Here is a 14,803-nt window from a genome sequence, read left to right as displayed (position 1 = left end):
CGCCACCCCCCGGGGCGGCGGCGGACCGGCCGTCACCAGCCGCGCAGGAAGCGCAGCCCGAGCAGGAACGCGACAACGGAGGGACCGACCAGCAGGGTGATCGCCTGGAGGCGGTACGGCATCCGGTGCCGGGTCAGCTCGCCCGCATTGCCCAGCACGATGGCCCCGGCCAGCATCAGGAACGCGCCCCACCAGCCGTTCTCCAACTGGATCAGGTCCACCCGGATCAGTTGCAGGGCCAGCCCGAGCAACGCGCCGGTCAGCGCGAGCAGGGCCACCGCCCGGTGCAGGCCGCGGGCCAGCGGGTGGGCCGCCCGCCAACCGTAGGTGCCGGCGACCGCCAGGCAGGGCAGCACCACAAGCAACGGCCAACCCCGCCCCATGACGCCGAACATCAGCAGCGCGCCCACCGCGAACACCAGGGTGCCGACGCAGGCGAGCATGTACCCGGCGAAGGCCCGGCCGCCGCCCCGAGCCAGCAACGGGCCGCCGCTGGCCGCGATCAACGCGGCCGGGATCAGGATGAACACGGCCCACCAGTGGAACTGGCCGCTGCCCTGGGCAGCCGTCGCGACAGTGGCGCAGGCCAGCCCGGCAACTGCCAGGCTGGTCAGCCACGGCCGACTGCTCCGGGAGTACGGCTCAGCCAACGACGTCCGCTCCGCTTCGACGCTCACGCCCAACAGCCTGGCCCGACGGGGGCCTACCGGTCCATCCGGCCAGCCCTACCGCCGGAGGGTGGCTGGCCGGAGCACCGTTTCGCACTGCTCTCAGCTCGTCTCGCCGGCCACGCTGAACGAGCGCAGACGGTCGATGGCCAGCACTGTGAAGCCGACGCTGACAAGCGCGGTCATCACCGAGGCCACCGGCACCGACACGGTGGTCTCCAACAGCCCGGTGGGGGCGATCCGGTCGGTGAGGGCGATCACGTACTGCTGGATGGAGAGCACCTTGGTGCCGCTGACGAAGTTGCCAAGCAGCCCCTCCCAGATCAGCACGTAGACCAGGCCGAGCAGCACCGGCCGCCTGGTGACCAGGCTGAGCGCGAGGAACAACGCCGAGTACGCCAGCGCGCCGAGCGTCGCCGCGACCGCCAACCCCAGTCCGAGGCGTACCGAATCGGCAAGCACTCCCGCGACGTAGAGCGGCAGCGCGACGGTGGCCGCGGTGACCCCGGCGGCGACAGCGAGCTTCGGCAGCACGATCTGCCAGCGCGGCAGCGGCTTGGTCAGGATGTGCACGACGGTGCCGTCGTCGATCTCGGCGCCCAACACACCCGTGCCGATGATCAGCGCTACCACCGGCAGCACCACGGCCAGCCCGAGGCCGACAAGCACCGGCGGCCCCCACTCGCCCGGGTCCACCCCCAGCGACCGGCAGAGCACGGCCAGCCCGAGCAGCACCAACGGCAGCGGAAGCAGCAGCAGGAACCGACGCCGGCCGAACAGCCCGCGCGCGGTGATCCAGGTAATTGTCGACATGTCAGGCCTCCACCAGGTAGGAGAAGACGCTCTCCAGAGACTCGTCGGACGGCACCAGCTGGCGCACCCGGATGCCTTGCTTGAGCGCGATCCGGGGTAGCGCCCGGGTGAAGGCGCCGTAGTCACCGGCCCGCACGGTCAGGCCGGTGGGGTCCAACTCGACGCCACTGACGGACGGTTCGGCGATCAACGCGACGGCCAGCGCCCTGTCGTTCGTGGAACGCACCGCGAAGACGTGCGGGCGATTGGTCATCAACCGACGGATGGTCCGGAAGTCGCCGGAGGCCGCCAACCGCCCGGCCACCATCACCTGCACCGTCCCGGAGACCTGCTCGACCTCCTCCAGGATGTGCGAGCTGAACAGAATGGTCCGGCCGGCGTCGCCCAGGGTGTGCAGCAACTGCATCATGTGCAGGCGCTGGCGCGGGTCCATCCCGTTGAACGGCTCGTCGAGCAGCAGCACCTGCGGGTCGTGCACCAACGCGGCGGCCACCCGGGCCCGCTGGCGCATGCCCTTGGAGTACGTGCCGATCCGGCGGCCCTGCGCCGACTCCAGCTCGACCAGGTCGATCGCCCGTCGGGCGGCAGCCGCCGGATCGGCCAGCCGGTGCAGCTTCGCGCTGGCCAGCACGAACTCGTACGCGGTGAGGAAGCCCTGCACCGCCTCCCGTTCGCTGACCAGCCCCAACCGCCGGTAGACGTCCGGGTTGCGCCAGGTCGGCTCGTCGTCGAGGGTGACAGTGCCGCGCGACGGGGCGAGGAACCCGGCCATCATGTGCAGCAGGGTGGTCTTGCCGGCGCCGTTCGGGCCGAGCAGCCCCGTCACGCCCGGCCCCAGGGCCATGCTGATGTCGTTGACCGCGACCACGTTGCCGTACCACCGGGACACACCGGTCAGACTCAGCGTGCTCATCAGGAGGCGACCTTCCGGTAGCGGACCAGCAGGAGGACTGTCGCGCCGGCGACCAGCAGCACCGCGGCCAGGGCGTAGACCGGGCCGAACCCGCCGATCGACATTTCACCCGGATCGCCCTCGACCAGCAGGTCGCCGAGCGACCAGATGCCCACTCCCTGCACCAGCGTGGAGGGCGAGGCGAGCCCGGCCAACTCGTTGGCCGCGCGCGACGGCAGGATGCTCAGCACCCCCACGATCGGCGTGGTCATCAGGAAGACGGCGACCACGCCACCGGCGGCGAAGGCGCGCTTGCCGGTCAGCGAGGCGACAAGCAGCCCGATGGAGGCGAAGACCACCGCCCAGAGCCCGGCGTAGAGCAGCCCGGGGAGCAGGTCGAGCAGCTCGTTCCAGACCCCGCGCATGCCCTGCTTGGTGGTGAACGCGGCACCCAGGAACATCACCAGTTGCGGCCCACCGAGCAGTAGCCAGAGGGCGGTGACGAGCGCCAGCAGCTTGGCCAGCGCGTAGTCGCTGCGCGGCAGCGGTCGGGAGAAGTAGAGCGGCAGGACGCCGCTGCGCAGATCACGGGAGACCAGCTCCGGCGCGGCCACCGCGACGAAGAAGATGACCAGCCAGCTCATCGCGTCGGCGAACTGGGCGTAGGTGGCGACCGGCTCGCCGATCTGGCTGCGGATCGCGGCGAGCGCCGCCGCGACCAGGGTGACGATGCCGATCACCAGCCAGGGGAAGATCTTGGCCTTGGCGCTGCGCCCGAGACCGAACACGGTACGCAGCCCGTGCAGGTAGAGGGCGCCGAAGACGTGGCGGCGGCCCAGCCTCGGGCCGCGGTAGCGCTGGTAGCCGATGTCGTGGATGACACCGGTCGGCGCGGGACGCACGGCAGCTGCTGACGGTTCAGGCATGGGTGAGCTCCCTCGCGGCGAAGAGTTCGGCCACCCGGTGCCGGCGCTGGTCGAGTCGGTGCAGTGGCAGGTCAAGTTCGGCGACCGCGCCGAGGATCAGATCGTAGGTGCCGTCGTCGGCGAGTGGCACGAGGAGCAGTCGCCCGTCCCGCGCCACCGGCAGCTTGAGCTCGGCGAGCCGGGCGGCGAGTTCCTCGGTGCCCTCGCTGACCTCGACGGCGAGCACGTCGGTGGCCGAGGTCATCGCCGAGATGTGGTCGGCGCGCAGCAGCTTGCCGCCGTCGATGGCGATCAGCGTGTCGCAGATCCGCTCCACCTCGCCGAGCAGGTGCGAGCAGACCAGCACGGAGATGCCGAACTCGGTGCCGATCCGGTGCACCAGCGCCAGCATGGCGTCCCGGCCGGCCGGGTCCAGGCCGTTTGTCGGCTCGTCGAGCAGCAGCAGGTCGGGGTCGTGCACCAGCGCCTGGGCCAGCTTGACGCGCTGCTTCATGCCGGTGGAGTAGCCGCCCACCGGGCGGTAACGCTCCTCGTAGAGCCCGACGTGCCGCAACGCCTCCGAGGCCCGCTCGCGGGCGGCGGTGCGGGGCAGACCGCTCATCCGGCCGAGGTGGGTGACCAGCTCGGCGGCGGACAGGTCGGGCGGGAGGCAGTCGTGCTCGGGCATGTACCCGACGCGGGCACGGACCGCCGCCGAGTCGGCGGACGGGTCGATGCCGAGCACCGAGACCTGACCGCTGGTCGGGGCGATAAGGCCGAGCAGGATCTTGATCAACGTGGATTTTCCGGCGCCGTTCGCGCCCACCAGGCCGATGATCCCGGGCTCGACGGCGACGGTGAGGTCGGCGAGCGCGGTGACCCGACCTCCGTACGTCTTGGTGAGCGACTGGGTCGCGATCAGTGTCACGCTGCCAGCGTAGGGAGTCGACGCCCACCGCGGACACCGGCGCGCCCCCGGCGCTCCCCTGATCCTTGCCCCGACGGACCCCTAAGGTCCCCCGCCGGGGGCGCCGGGACCGTTGTCGCCGGTGGCGTGTCCGGCGCGACCCCGCCTCGGGAAACGCCGATCCGGGGTGACACCATTCACCTCCCGGCCGGCGGGGAGTCGCGCCCGCGTCACCTGGACATCGAGCACGTCCGTCACGACGACCGGTTCGAGGTGGAGTCGGATGCGGTCGGCGATGGCCGGCGGCCCCGGTGCTGATCCGCCCGACCGGGTCGTGGAGTGGCGGCCTCGACCGATCGGCGGTCGGCTGCGAAACTGTGTGCCGGTCAGCGAGTGGGGGGTGTGGATGAGCAACGGCTGGGTGCTGCCCGACGAGGTGCTGCGGGACGCACCGGCGTACACGCCGCGTCCCGGTGAGCTCGCTGATCTGGAGCTGCTGCTGACCGGTGCGTACGCCCCCCTGACTGGTTTCATGACCCGTGCCGACCTGGTGTCGGTCAGCCGGCGCGGCCAACTGGCCGACGGCACTCCGTGGCAGGTAGCGGTGACCCTCCAGGTGCCGGCCGCGCTGGCCCAGGGCTTCGATCCGCGCGACCCGGCCCGCCGGGCGCTGGTGCTGACCGACGGCGAGGGCGCGCCGGCGGCGGCAGTGGACGTGGCCGACGTCTGGCCGGTACGCGAGGGCGTGGCCGGGGTTGGCGGTCAGGTCCGGCGGCTGGGCGACGGTGGCCACGGCCCGTTCCAGCGACTGCGCCGCAGTCCGGAGGAGGTCCGCGCACTGCTGCCCCCGGGCCGGGTGCTCGGTGTGATCGCCGACCGGCCGCTGCACCGTCCACAGCTCGCTCAGATCGCCCACGCCGCCCGCACCCTGGCCGCGCACCTGCTCGTGATGATCCCGGTCGGTGAGGGTGGTGTCGGCGGGCTCCCGCCAGAGGCACTGGTGCGCATCATCTTCGCTGCCCGGGACCGGATGCCGCCCGCCACCGTGATCGCGGTGCCGCTGTCGCATCGACGGGAGGAGATCAGCGACGCGCTGCTACGCGCCCGGGTGTCCGCCGCGTACGGGGTCACCCACCTGCTCTCCACCGGGGAGATGCTCTCCGGCGCCGGGTTGCGGGTGCTGGTGCCGCGCGAGCTCGCCTACGACAACAGGGACGGGCAGTGGCGCTGGCGGGAGGACATCCCACCGCGCAACCGTCGGCTCGCGCTGACCCAGCAGGAGATCGACGACCTGCTGGATCGAGGCTTCCCCCTGCCGGAGTGGCACACCCCGCCGGCCGTGGCGAGGGAGCTGGCCCAGGCCCGGCCACCGCGCCGGCACCGAGGGCTGGTGGTCTTGCTGACCGGCCTCTCCGGCTCCGGCAAGTCGACAATCGCCCGCGGGCTGGCGGACGCGTTGCGGGAGAGCGGCGATCGCACTGTGACCCTGCTCGACGGTGATGTGGTGCGCCGGGAGCTCACCGCCGGGCTGGGCTTCGGCAAGGCCGACCGGGACATGAACGTCCGGCGGATCGGGTGGGTGGCCGCCGAGATCGCCCGGCACCGGGGGGTGGGCATCTGCTGCCCGATCGCCCCGTACGCGGCGGCCCGTGCCACCGCCCGCGAGATGGCCCTGGCCGCGGGGGCGGGTTTCGTGCTGGTGCACGTCGCCACTCCGCTGGAGGTGTGTGAGCGCCGGGACCGCAAGGGCCTGTACGCGCGGGCGCGAGCCGGCCTGCTCACCGGGATGACCGGCATCGACGACCCGTACGAGGAGCCGACCGACGCCGACCTGGTGCTGGACACCACCGATCTCAGCGTCGCGGACGCGGTTCAGGCCGTGCTGCACCAGCTGACCGAGACCGGTTGGGTGGAGCTGAAGATCGCTTCTTCCTGAGGCGTTTCCGGAGCCGCTGTCCGGCCACCGCTCATTACGCGCTAGTGTTCGTCTTTGTTGGAACACGTTTGACCGCGTGAGAGTACGGGGACCCTCGGGAGGCACGGCGAATGCTCGCTCAGCAGCGGCAGGCGGCCATTCTGGAGCGGGTCCGGTCCACCGGCGGCGTCCGGGTGAGTGAGTTGGCGGGCGAGTTCGGCGTCTCCGACATGACCATCCGCCGTGACCTGGAGGCCCTGCACGAACGTGGCCTGCTGGCCAAGGTGCACGGCGGCGCCACGGCAGCCGGGCCGAGTTCGACAGACGAGCCGGGCTTTCACGCCAAGTCGGTCCGCCAACTGGCGGAGAAGGCCGCCATCGCGGACCGGGCGGCCCAACTGGTCCGGCCGGGCGCGGCGGTCGCGCTCTCCGCCGGCACCACCACCGCCGAACTGGCCCGCAGGCTGGTGGACGTGCCCGGCCTGACCGTGGTGACCAACTCGCTGCCGGTGGCCGAGATCCTGCACGCCGGTGGTCGACCGGACCAGACGGTGGTGCTCACCGGTGGCGTACGCACGCCGTCGGACGCGCTTGTCGGCCCGCTCGCGGTCGGGGCCGTCCGGGCACTGCACCTGGATCTGCTCTTCCTGGGCGTGCACGGCATCACCGAGCGGACCGGCTTCACCACTCCGAACCTCATGGAGGCGGAGACCGACCGGGCGCTCGTGGCCGCGGCGGACCGGTTGGTGGTGCTCGCCGACCACACCAAGTGGGGCACCGTGGGCATCTCCTCGATCGTCGAGCTGGCGGCAGCCCACGTACTGGTCAGCGACGACCGGTTGCCTCCGTCCGCACGACGGGTACTCGGCGAACAGGTGGGCGAATTGATCATGGTAGAAGCGACAGGGGCGGGCCGCGCGACGCGCACGCCGACGAGTGAGGGGGCGGCGCAGTGAAACGCACCGCGATCGACCTGGCCGACGGCCGGGAACTGATTTACTTCGACGAGCGCGACGACGCGGTCCGCGACCAGCCGGACCGCCGCGACCTGCCGCCGCCGCCCCCCGCGTCCCAACTGCGCTACGACCCGCTGACCGACGAGTGGGTGGCGGTGGCCGTGCATCGGCAGACCCGCACCTTCCTCCCACCGGCGAACGAGTGCCCCCTCGACCCGTCGGTGGGCGACCGGCTGACCGAGGTCCCCGCACCCGACTACGACGTGGTGGTCTTCGAGAACCGGTTCCCGTCGCTCAGTGGCCGGGTCGCCGAGGAGCCCGGCGAGATCACCCCGTTCACGCCCGTTCGACCGGGGCTTGGCCGGTGCGAGGTGGTCTGCTTCACCTCGGACCACAACGCCTCCTTCGCCAGCCTGCCGCCGCGCCGGGTCCGCACCGTCCTGGACGCGCTCGCCGACCGCACCGAGGTGCTCGGCGAGCTGCCCGGCGTGGAGCAGATCTTCTGCTTCGAGAACCGGGGCGTCGAGATCGGCGTCACGCTGCACCACCCGCACGGGCAGATCTACGCGTACCCCTTCGTGACGCCGCGCACCCGCGCGCTGCTGGCCGCGGCACGCCGGCACGCGGAACGGACCGGCGGCGGCAACCTGTACGCGGACGTGCTGGCCGCCGAGCGCGCGACCGGCGACCGGGTGGTCGCCGAGAACGAGCACTGGACGGCGTTCGTTCCGGCGGCTGCCCGCTGGCCGTTCGAGGTGCACGTCGCGCCGCACCGGGTGGTACCGGACATTCCGGCGCTCAGCGACAGCGAGCGGGACGCTTTCGGGCCGCTCTACCTGGATCTGCTGCGCCGCTTCGACTGTCTTTTCGACATGCCGATGCCGTACATCTCGGCGTGGCACCAGGCGCCGGTGCGGATCGACCGCGAGTTGGGCCACCTGCACCTACAGCTGTTCAGCATCCGGCGGGCCAAGGACAAGCTGAAGTATCTGGCGGGCTCCGAATCCGGGATGGGCGTCTTCATCAACGACATCTCCCCGGAGCGCGCCGCCGACCTGCTGCGGGCCGCCTGAGTCGGGGCGGCGCTGCCAGAGCGTGAGCGAAAACAGGGCGCGGGGGGCCCGGGACAGGGCCCCCCGCAGGGAAGGGACGGCTGGCTGTGCACGGCACAGCCGGGAAGGCTGGCTGATCGGCGCACGGGTGCCGCGGGTCGACAGTGGTCAACCTTCCTCGGACGCGACTGGCATCTCGTCCATCCTGGTCAACGAGGCGCGCCGACGGCGGTGACGCCAACCGGCGCGTCAGCGCCGGGCACGCCGAAGCCCGCCGGCTGGTGCCGGCGGGCTCCGATGAAGCGGTACGCCTGGATCAGGCGGCGATCTTGCGGGCCAGGTTCTCGTCGAGCGCGTTCATGAACTCGTCGGTGGTCAGCCACGGGGCGTCACGCGAGATGAGCAGCGAGAGGTCCTTGGTCATCTGGCCGCCCTCGACGGTGTCGACGATGACCTGCTCCAGCGTGTTGGCGAACTCGGTGACCGCCGGGGTGTCGTCCAGCTTGCCCCGGTGGGCCAGACCCCGGGTCCAGGCGTAGATGGACGCGATCGGGTTCGTCGACGTCTTCTCGCCCTTCTGCCACTGCCGGTAGTGCCGGGTGACAGTGCCGTGCGCGGCCTCGGCCTCGACGGTCCGGCCGTCCGGGGAGAGCAGGACGGAGGTCATCAGACCCAGCGAGCCGAAGCCCTGCGCGACGGTGTCGGACTGCACGTCACCGTCGTAGTTCTTGCAGGCCCAGACGTAGCCACCCTCCCACTTGAGCGCGGCGGCGACCATGTCGTCGATGAGCCGGTGCTCGTAGGTGATGCCGGCGGCGGCGAACTCGTCCTTGAACTCGGTCTCGAACACCTCCGCGAAGATGTCCTTGAACCGGCCGTCGTAGGCCTTGAGAATGGTGTTCTTGGTGGACAGGTAGACCGGGTAGTTGCGGTCCAGGCCGTACCGGAACGACGCCCGGGCGAAGTCCCGGATCGACTCGTCGTAGTTGTACATGCCCATGGCGATGCCGCCGCCGGGGAAGTTGGCGACCTCCATCTCCATCGGGGCGCCGCCGTCGGCCGGGGTGTAGGTGATGGTCACCGTGCCCGGGCCGGGGACGACGAAGTCGGTGGCCTTGTACTGGTCACCGTGGGCGTGCCGGCCGATGATGATCGGCTTGGTCCAGCCGGGGACCAGCCGCGGCACGTTGGACATGATGATCGGCTCGCGGAAGACGACGCCGCCGAGGATGTTGCGGATCGTGCCGTTGGGCGACCGCCACATCTTCTTCAGGCCGAACTCCTCAACCCGGGCCTCGTCCGGGGTGATGGTCGCGCACTTGACGCCGACGCCGTGCTCCTTGATGGCGTTGGCGGCGTCAACGGTGACCTGGTCGTCGGTCTCGTCGCGGTGCTGGATCGACAGGTCGTAGTAGTGCAGGTCGACGTCGAGGTAGGGCAGGATCAGCTGCTCCCGGATCTGCTTCCAGATGATCCGGGTCATCTCGTCGCCGTCGAGCTCCACGACCGGGTTGTTTACCTTGATCTTCGCCATCGGCCGGCGCTCCTCTCGGGGGACACGTGCTCTAGCAGTACGAGCGTACTGCAATTGGACCGGCAGCCCTCACCCGGCCTCGCTCGGCCGGCGGAAACGGGCTGCACGGCACAGGATTCCCTGGCACCATCGCCCGATGCCACTGAGCCGCACCCTCGGGTCTATCACGGTCACCGCGCTCACCGACGGCGAGGGGGCCTTCTTCCAACCCCGTGCGGAGGCGTTCCCGCAGGCCACGGCGGCACACTGGGCGGAGGCCGACCGGCGCGACCCCGCCTCGGTCACGGCCGACGGGCAGTGGTGGCTGCCGTTTCGCAGCTTCGCGATCCGCACCGGCGACGGGCCGGTCACCCTTGTCGACGCGGGGATCGGCCCGGCCGACTCACTGGCCCCGGGCTGGGCACCCGTACCGGGACGGCTGCCCGCCGAGCTGGCCGCCGCCGGCATCGACCCCGCGGACGTCGAGACCGTCGTGCTCACCCACCTGCACACCGACCACATCGGCTGGGCCGTCACCGGCACGCCGGGCAGGCCGTACTTCCCGAACGCGAGCTATCTGGTGCAGCGAGCCGACCTCGACGCTGCGCAGACGCTCAACCCGGCACTGCCGGCCGGCCTGATCGCGCCGTTGCGCGCCGCCGGCCAGCTCCGGGTGGTCGACGGCGAGAGCAGCCTCACCCCAGCGGTACGTCTGCTGCCCACCCCCGGGCACACCCCCGGTCACCAGTCGGTGCTGCTGACCGCTGCCGACGAGCGTCTGCTGCTCACCGGCGACCTGCTGGTGCACGCCGTGCAACTCGTCGACCCCGAGCTGTCCTACGCCCACGAGGTGGACCCGGAGCAGGCCCGCCAGTCCCGGCTGGCCGCTCTCCGCACACACTCCCCCACCCTGCTGGCCACCCCCCACCTGTCCGCGCCCTTCACCACCCCTTAACCCACCCGCCGGCCAGGTCAAGTTCACCCCGACAGCTCCCGACCCAACCGAGCCCAAGATCCGCGCAACATCAGCGAAAATGCTGCCTCCAGCGCCCCGGAGGCAGCAACATCCCCGAACTTGCGCGCGTCTCTTACCGCGGCGAAGGGCGCGCCGGCAAAGCCGGCGCGCCCTTCGCTGAAGCGGTATTTCGGAGATCACATGCTGGAGATGTCGCCCTGCTTGGCGCGGACGGCTTCGGCGGCCGCCAGGAGGCTGGCGCGCTCGTCGGCGTCCAGGTCGGTCTCGACGACCCGCTTGACGCCCTCGGCGCCGATCTCGGCCTCGACACCGAGGTAGACACCGGAGATGCCGTACTCACCGTCGACCCACGCGCAGACCGGCATGACCTCGCCGGAGTCCTCGGCGACGGCCTTCGCCATCCGGGCCGCGGCGGCGGACGGGGCGTAGTACGCCGAACCCGTCTTGAGCAGCGCGACCACCTCGGCGCCACCGTTGCGGGTCTTGACGACCAGTTCCTCGATCTGCTCGGCCGGCATCGCGTCACGCAGCGGCTTGCCGTTGACGGTGCTCTTCGACGGGACCGGGACCATGGTGTCGCCGTGCGAACCCAGGGTCAGCGTGCGTACCGATGCCACCGGCACGTTCAGTGCCTCGGCGACGAAGTTGCTAAACCGGGCGGTGTCGAGCATGCCGGCCTGGCCGAGCACCCGGTTCTTCGGGAACTGGGTGGCGAGCTGCGCCAGCGCGGTCATCTCGTCCAGCGGATTGGAGACCACGATGACGACGGCGCTCGGCGCGTACTTGGCGACGTTCTCGGCGACCTGCCGGACGATCTTGGCGTTGGTCTCCAGCAGGTCCATCCGGCTCATGCCGGGCTTGCGCGGCAGACCTGCGGTGATCACGACGACGTCGGAGCCCTCGATGGCCTCGTAGCCCGCACCATCGCGGCCGGTGGTGACACCGACCACCTTGGTCTCGAAGCCCTCGATGGCCCGCGACTGGTTGAGGTCGAGCGCGAGACCCGCGGGCTTGCCCTCCACGATGTCGGTGATCACTACGGTGTCGAAGACGTCGTACTCGGCCAGGCGCTGTGCGGTGGTGGAGCCGTAGAAGCCAGCCCCGACGACAGTGACCTTCTTACCCATGGTCGTCCCACTCCCTGATGCCAGTCGGTTTTCCGGACCGTATCAGTCATCCTGGCACCGATCGGGTCAGGGGCGGACGGTTACGGCCCTACACCTCAGCCGCGCTCCGCGCGCTCCACGACGTTGGTGAGCAGCATGGCCCGGGTCATCGGACCCACGCCGCCCGGCATGGGGACCAACGCGCCGGCCGTCTCGGCCACCTCCGGGTCCACGTCACCGGTGTAGCGGCCCTTGCCGTCCGCGCCGATCACCCGCGTGATGCCGACGTCGACCACCACCGCACCCGGGTTGATCATGTCGGCGGTGAGCAGGCCCGGTACGCCGGCCGCGACGATGACGATGTCGGCGGCCCGGGTGTGCGAGGCGAGGTCGAGGGTGCCGGTGTGGCACAGGGTGACAGTGGCGTTCTCGCTGCGGCGGGTGAGCAGCAGGCCGAGCGGTCGACCGACGGTGTTGCCCCGACCGACCACGGCCACTGTGGCGCCGCGCAGGGCCACGTCGTGGCGGCGGAGCAGCTCGACGATGCCGCGCGGAGTGCAGGGCAGCGGGCCGTCGTAGCCGAGCACGAGCCGGCCCAGGTTGACCGGGTGCAGGCCGTCGGCGTCCTTGTCCGGGTCGATCAACTCCAGCACCCGCTGGGTGTCGAGGTGGGCCGGCAGCGGCAGTTGGACGATGTAACCGTGGCACGCCGGGTCGGCGTTCAGCTCGGCCAGCACGTCGTCGACCTGCTGCTGGGTGGCGTCGGCGGGCAACTCCCGCCGGATCGAGGCGATGCCCACCTCGGCGCAGTCGCGGTGCTTGCCGTTGACGTACGCCTGGCTGCCCGGATCCGCCCCGACCAGGACCGTGCCCAGCCCGGGGGTGATGCCACGTTCCGCGAGTGCCTTCACCCGTATCCGCAGCTCGTCCTTGATCTCCGCCGCGGTTGCCTTGCCGTCCAGAAGCGTCGCCGTCACCACCAGATCGTCTCACGGTCGTCGTCCGGCGTTCGGACGACCGCACGTGGCGGGACCGTGCGTGACTTTCCGTTACGTGGCGCTAGTCACTCTCAGTCACAGATCGTGGATTCGGTCACCGTCGAACCAGACAGGACGGCGGAGTGCGGCAGGGACCGGACGGCGGGCCGAGAGTGCGCCTCGGTGGCCGGTGCTGGCACAACAGGCGCTTCGCCTTGCCGAATATTTGCAGCTCGTAGACGTCTGGACCGGATTCCGCTAGCAGATCGGCCGGCCTCCAGCAAGCCGGCAGGGTACCGGACCGTTACCCACCCGCAACCGCCTCGTTGCCGAAGGCCGGTCGCCGACCTACCGTTGCCGCTTGTTGCGCAGCGTAACCCAGCGTCGGGCCTGACTGCGCAGCGTGAGGAGATGAGGAGGCTCAATGCGAGTTCGTAGACTCGCCGCCTGGACCGCCCTCCCGCTCGCGGTGACGCTGGGCCTCGCGGCCTGCGGCAGCGGCGGAGACGGTGGATCCGGCGGCAGCGGCACGTCGGCGGTCAGTATTCAGATCGCCGAGCCGAAGCACCTGGTGCCCACCAACACCACCGAGACGTCCGGGTCGCAGGTGCTCGCCGGCCTGTTCAGCCCGCTCGTCGACTACGACGCCCAGAACAAGCCGTACGAGGTGGCCGCGCAGTCGGTGACCTCGTCCGACAACAAGGTCTGGACGATCAAGCTCAAGGACGGCTTCACCTTCCACAACGGTGAGAAGGTCACGTCCCAGAACTACATCAACGCCTGGAACTACGGCGCGTACGCCCCCAACGGCCAGGACACCAACGCCTTCTTCGACAAGGTCGCCGGTTACGCGGACCTGCAGGGCAAGGCGCCGAAGGCCAAGGAGATGTCCGGGCTGAAGAAGGTCGACGACGCCACGTTCACAGTGACGTTGTCGGAGCCGTACATCGACTTCAAGACCACGCTGGGCTACAACGCGTTCTTCCCGCTGCCGGACGCCGCGTTCTCGGCTCCGGGTGTGCTCAAGGACGGCTACGAGCAGGCGCCGATCGGGCAGGGCCCCTTCAAGATGAAGGGCACCTGGCAGCACGACAGCAAGATCGACGTTGAGCGCTACGACGCGTTCCCGGGCGAGAAGCCCAAGGTCAAGGACATCGAGTTCCGGATCTACCAGCAGCTCACCGCGGCCTACGCGGACGTTCAGGCGGACAACCTGGACGTGCTGCCGACAATCCCGACCGAGAGCCTGAGCACCGCGCCGAGCGACCTGGGCGACCGGTACCAGACCAGCCCGATGTCGTCGTTCCAGTTCCTCGCGTTCCCGACGTTCGACAAGGACTACAGCAAGCCGGACGTGCGTAAGGCCATCTCGATGGCGATCGACCGTGACGAGATCACCAAGTCGGTCTTCAAGGGCTCGCAGACGCCGGCGCGCTCCTTCGTCTCGCCGGTCCTGCCGGGCTACCGGGAGAACACCACTGGCACGGCGGGCGAGTTCAACCCGACCGAGGCCAAGAAGCTCTACCAGGCCGCGGGCGGCCCGGCGAAGATCGTCATCTCGTACAACGGCGACGGCGGTCACAAGGACTGGGTCGACGCCACTGTCAACCAGCTCAAGGCCAACCTGGGTGTCGACGCCGTCGGCGTGGCCGAGCCGAAGTTCGCCGACCTGCTGACCAAGGTCGAGAAGAAGACGCCGGTGGGTGCGTTCCGGATGGGTTGGGTCATGGACTACCCGACCATGGAGGACTACCTCGGCCCGCTGTACAGCACCAACGGCTCGTCGAACTACTACGGCTACAGCAACCCGGAGTTCGACAAGCTGGTCAAGGAGGGTGCCGCCGCCAAGACGCCGGACGAGGCGATCGCCAAGTACCAGCAGGCGGAGGACATCCTGGCCAAGGACATGCCGGTGATCCCGCTCCGCTTCGGCGAGAACGTGTTCGGCCACTCGTCCAAGGTCAAGAACGTGGAGATGGACCTGTTCCAGCGGGTCAACCTCGTCAAGATCGAAGCGGCCAGCTGAGCTGACCATGGTGCGGGCCACCCCGCCGAGGGCATGGCCGCGCTGCCCCGGGCCATCGCCGACCCGCTCCCCGCCGACCTGCTCGACCTGGACACCC

13 protein-coding genes are annotated in these 14,803 nt (G+C 70.4%); 5 read left to right on the top strand and 8 right to left on the bottom strand.

What is annotated here, in order from left to right; translation table 11 throughout:
* Window positions 1-32 precede the first annotated feature (32 nt).
* From ABZU25_RS18800 to ABZU25_RS18780, 5 genes are all read right to left on the bottom strand, one after another.
* The gene (locus ABZU25_RS18800) at window positions 33-677 is read right to left on the bottom strand and encodes a hypothetical protein (protein WP_355030621.1); all 645 of its coding nucleotides are present in this window, start codon (window positions 675-677) and stop codon (window positions 33-35) included.
* A 93-nt stretch (window positions 678-770) separates the two neighbouring features.
* Window positions 771-1,481 carry an ABC transporter permease subunit gene (locus tag ABZU25_RS18795; RefSeq protein ID WP_355030620.1) on the bottom strand — a complete coding sequence of 237 codons (711 nt, stop codon included), beginning with the start codon at window positions 1,479-1,481 and terminating at the stop codon, window positions 771-773.
* A 1-nt stretch (window position 1,482) separates the two neighbouring features.
* Window positions 1,483-2,394 carry an ABC transporter ATP-binding protein gene (locus ABZU25_RS18790; RefSeq protein WP_355030619.1) on the bottom strand — a complete coding sequence of 304 codons (912 nt, stop codon included), beginning with the start codon at window positions 2,392-2,394 and terminating at the stop codon, window positions 1,483-1,485.
* Entirely contained in the window at window positions 2,394-3,299 is a 906-nt protein-coding gene (locus ABZU25_RS18785) for an ABC transporter permease subunit (RefSeq protein ID WP_355030618.1), read from the bottom strand. Before ABZU25_RS18785 ends, ABZU25_RS18790 begins: the two co-directional genes overlap by 1 nt.
* Window positions 3,292-4,206, bottom strand: a complete 915-nt coding sequence (locus tag ABZU25_RS18780; RefSeq protein WP_355030617.1) for an ABC transporter ATP-binding protein — start codon at window positions 4,204-4,206, stop codon at window positions 3,292-3,294. The genes ABZU25_RS18785 and ABZU25_RS18780 overlap by 8 nt, the downstream gene beginning before the upstream one ends.
* A 385-nt stretch (window positions 4,207-4,591) precedes the next feature.
* On the opposite strand from ABZU25_RS18780, the gene cysC reads away from it, so the two are divergent.
* The 3 genes from cysC (at window position 4,592) to galT (ending at window position 8,129) form a co-directional block, all read left to right on the top strand.
* Window positions 4,592-6,121, top strand: a complete 1,530-nt coding sequence (gene cysC, locus ABZU25_RS18775) for an adenylyl-sulfate kinase (protein WP_355030711.1) — start codon at window positions 4,592-4,594, stop codon at window positions 6,119-6,121.
* 110 nt (window positions 6,122-6,231) lie between these two features.
* Window positions 6,232-7,056 (top strand): DeoR/GlpR family DNA-binding transcription regulator, encoded by an 825-nt coding sequence (locus ABZU25_RS18770; RefSeq protein ID WP_355030616.1) that lies wholly within the window; start codon window positions 6,232-6,234, stop codon window positions 7,054-7,056.
* A complete protein-coding gene (galT, locus tag ABZU25_RS18765; RefSeq protein WP_355030615.1) occupies window positions 7,053-8,129 on the top strand; it encodes a galactose-1-phosphate uridylyltransferase in 1,077 nt (358 codons plus the stop codon). The genes ABZU25_RS18770 and galT overlap by 4 nt, the downstream gene beginning before the upstream one ends.
* A gap of 295 nt (window positions 8,130-8,424) precedes the next feature.
* Here the strand turns inward: galT and ABZU25_RS18760 are convergent, their stop codons facing one another.
* The gene (locus ABZU25_RS18760) at window positions 8,425-9,642 is read right to left on the bottom strand and encodes an NADP-dependent isocitrate dehydrogenase (protein ID WP_355030614.1); all 1,218 of its coding nucleotides are present in this window, start codon (window positions 9,640-9,642) and stop codon (window positions 8,425-8,427) included.
* 136 nt (window positions 9,643-9,778) lie between these two features.
* Here ABZU25_RS18760 and ABZU25_RS18755 point away from each other — a divergent pair, with 136 nt between their 5' ends.
* Complete coding sequence (locus ABZU25_RS18755) at window positions 9,779-10,576, top strand: MBL fold metallo-hydrolase (RefSeq protein ID WP_355030613.1); 798 nt, start codon at window positions 9,779-9,781, stop codon at window positions 10,574-10,576.
* Window positions 10,577-10,773: 197 nt separating this feature from the next.
* Here the strand turns inward: ABZU25_RS18755 and ABZU25_RS18750 are convergent, their stop codons facing one another.
* Both ABZU25_RS18750 and ABZU25_RS18745 read right to left on the bottom strand, forming a co-directional pair.
* Window positions 10,774-11,724, bottom strand: a complete 951-nt coding sequence (locus ABZU25_RS18750; protein ID WP_355030612.1) for a malate dehydrogenase — start codon at window positions 11,722-11,724, stop codon at window positions 10,774-10,776.
* A 95-nt stretch (window positions 11,725-11,819) separates the two neighbouring features.
* Entirely contained in the window at window positions 11,820-12,680 is an 861-nt protein-coding gene (locus tag ABZU25_RS18745; protein ID WP_088950132.1) for a bifunctional methylenetetrahydrofolate dehydrogenase/methenyltetrahydrofolate cyclohydrolase, read from the bottom strand.
* A gap of 424 nt (window positions 12,681-13,104) precedes the next feature.
* Between ABZU25_RS18745 and ABZU25_RS18740 the strand changes: the two genes are divergently transcribed.
* The gene (locus ABZU25_RS18740) at window positions 13,105-14,706 is read left to right on the top strand and encodes an ABC transporter substrate-binding protein (protein ID WP_355030611.1); all 1,602 of its coding nucleotides are present in this window, start codon (window positions 13,105-13,107) and stop codon (window positions 14,704-14,706) included.
* Window positions 14,707-14,803 lie beyond the last annotated feature (97 nt).

The sequence above is a fragment of the Micromonospora sp. NPDC005215 genome, assembly GCF_040607915.1.
GTDB lineage: Bacteria > Actinomycetota > Actinomycetes > Mycobacteriales > Micromonosporaceae > Micromonospora.
Note: the sequence above shows the minus strand (reverse complement) of the source record. Positions and strands in the feature narration are given on the sequence as shown.

Excerpts from the sequence above, each read along its gene's own strand:
- ABZU25_RS18795 (WP_355030620.1), bottom strand. The coding sequence starts at position 1,481 with ATGTCGACAATTACCTGGATCACCGCGCGCGGGCTGTTCGGCCGGCGT.
- ABZU25_RS18790 (WP_355030619.1), bottom strand. The coding sequence starts at position 2,394 with ATGAGCACGCTGAGTCTGACCGGTGTGTCCCGGTGGTACGGCAACGTG.
- ABZU25_RS18785 (WP_355030618.1), bottom strand. The coding sequence starts at position 3,299 with ATGCCTGAACCGTCAGCAGCTGCCGTGCGTCCCGCGCCGACCGGTGTC.
- cysC (WP_355030711.1), top strand. The coding sequence starts at position 4,592 with ATGAGCAACGGCTGGGTGCTGCCCGACGAGGTGCTGCGGGACGCACCG.
- ABZU25_RS18770 (WP_355030616.1), top strand. The coding sequence starts at position 6,232 with ATGCTCGCTCAGCAGCGGCAGGCGGCCATTCTGGAGCGGGTCCGGTCC.
- ABZU25_RS18760 (WP_355030614.1), bottom strand. The coding sequence starts at position 9,642 with ATGGCGAAGATCAAGGTAAACAACCCGGTCGTGGAGCTCGACGGCGAC.
- ABZU25_RS18755 (WP_355030613.1), top strand. The coding sequence starts at position 9,779 with ATGCCACTGAGCCGCACCCTCGGGTCTATCACGGTCACCGCGCTCACC.
- ABZU25_RS18750 (WP_355030612.1), bottom strand. The coding sequence starts at position 11,724 with ATGGGTAAGAAGGTCACTGTCGTCGGGGCTGGCTTCTACGGCTCCACC.
- ABZU25_RS18740 (WP_355030611.1), top strand. The coding sequence starts at position 13,105 with ATGCGAGTTCGTAGACTCGCCGCCTGGACCGCCCTCCCGCTCGCGGTG.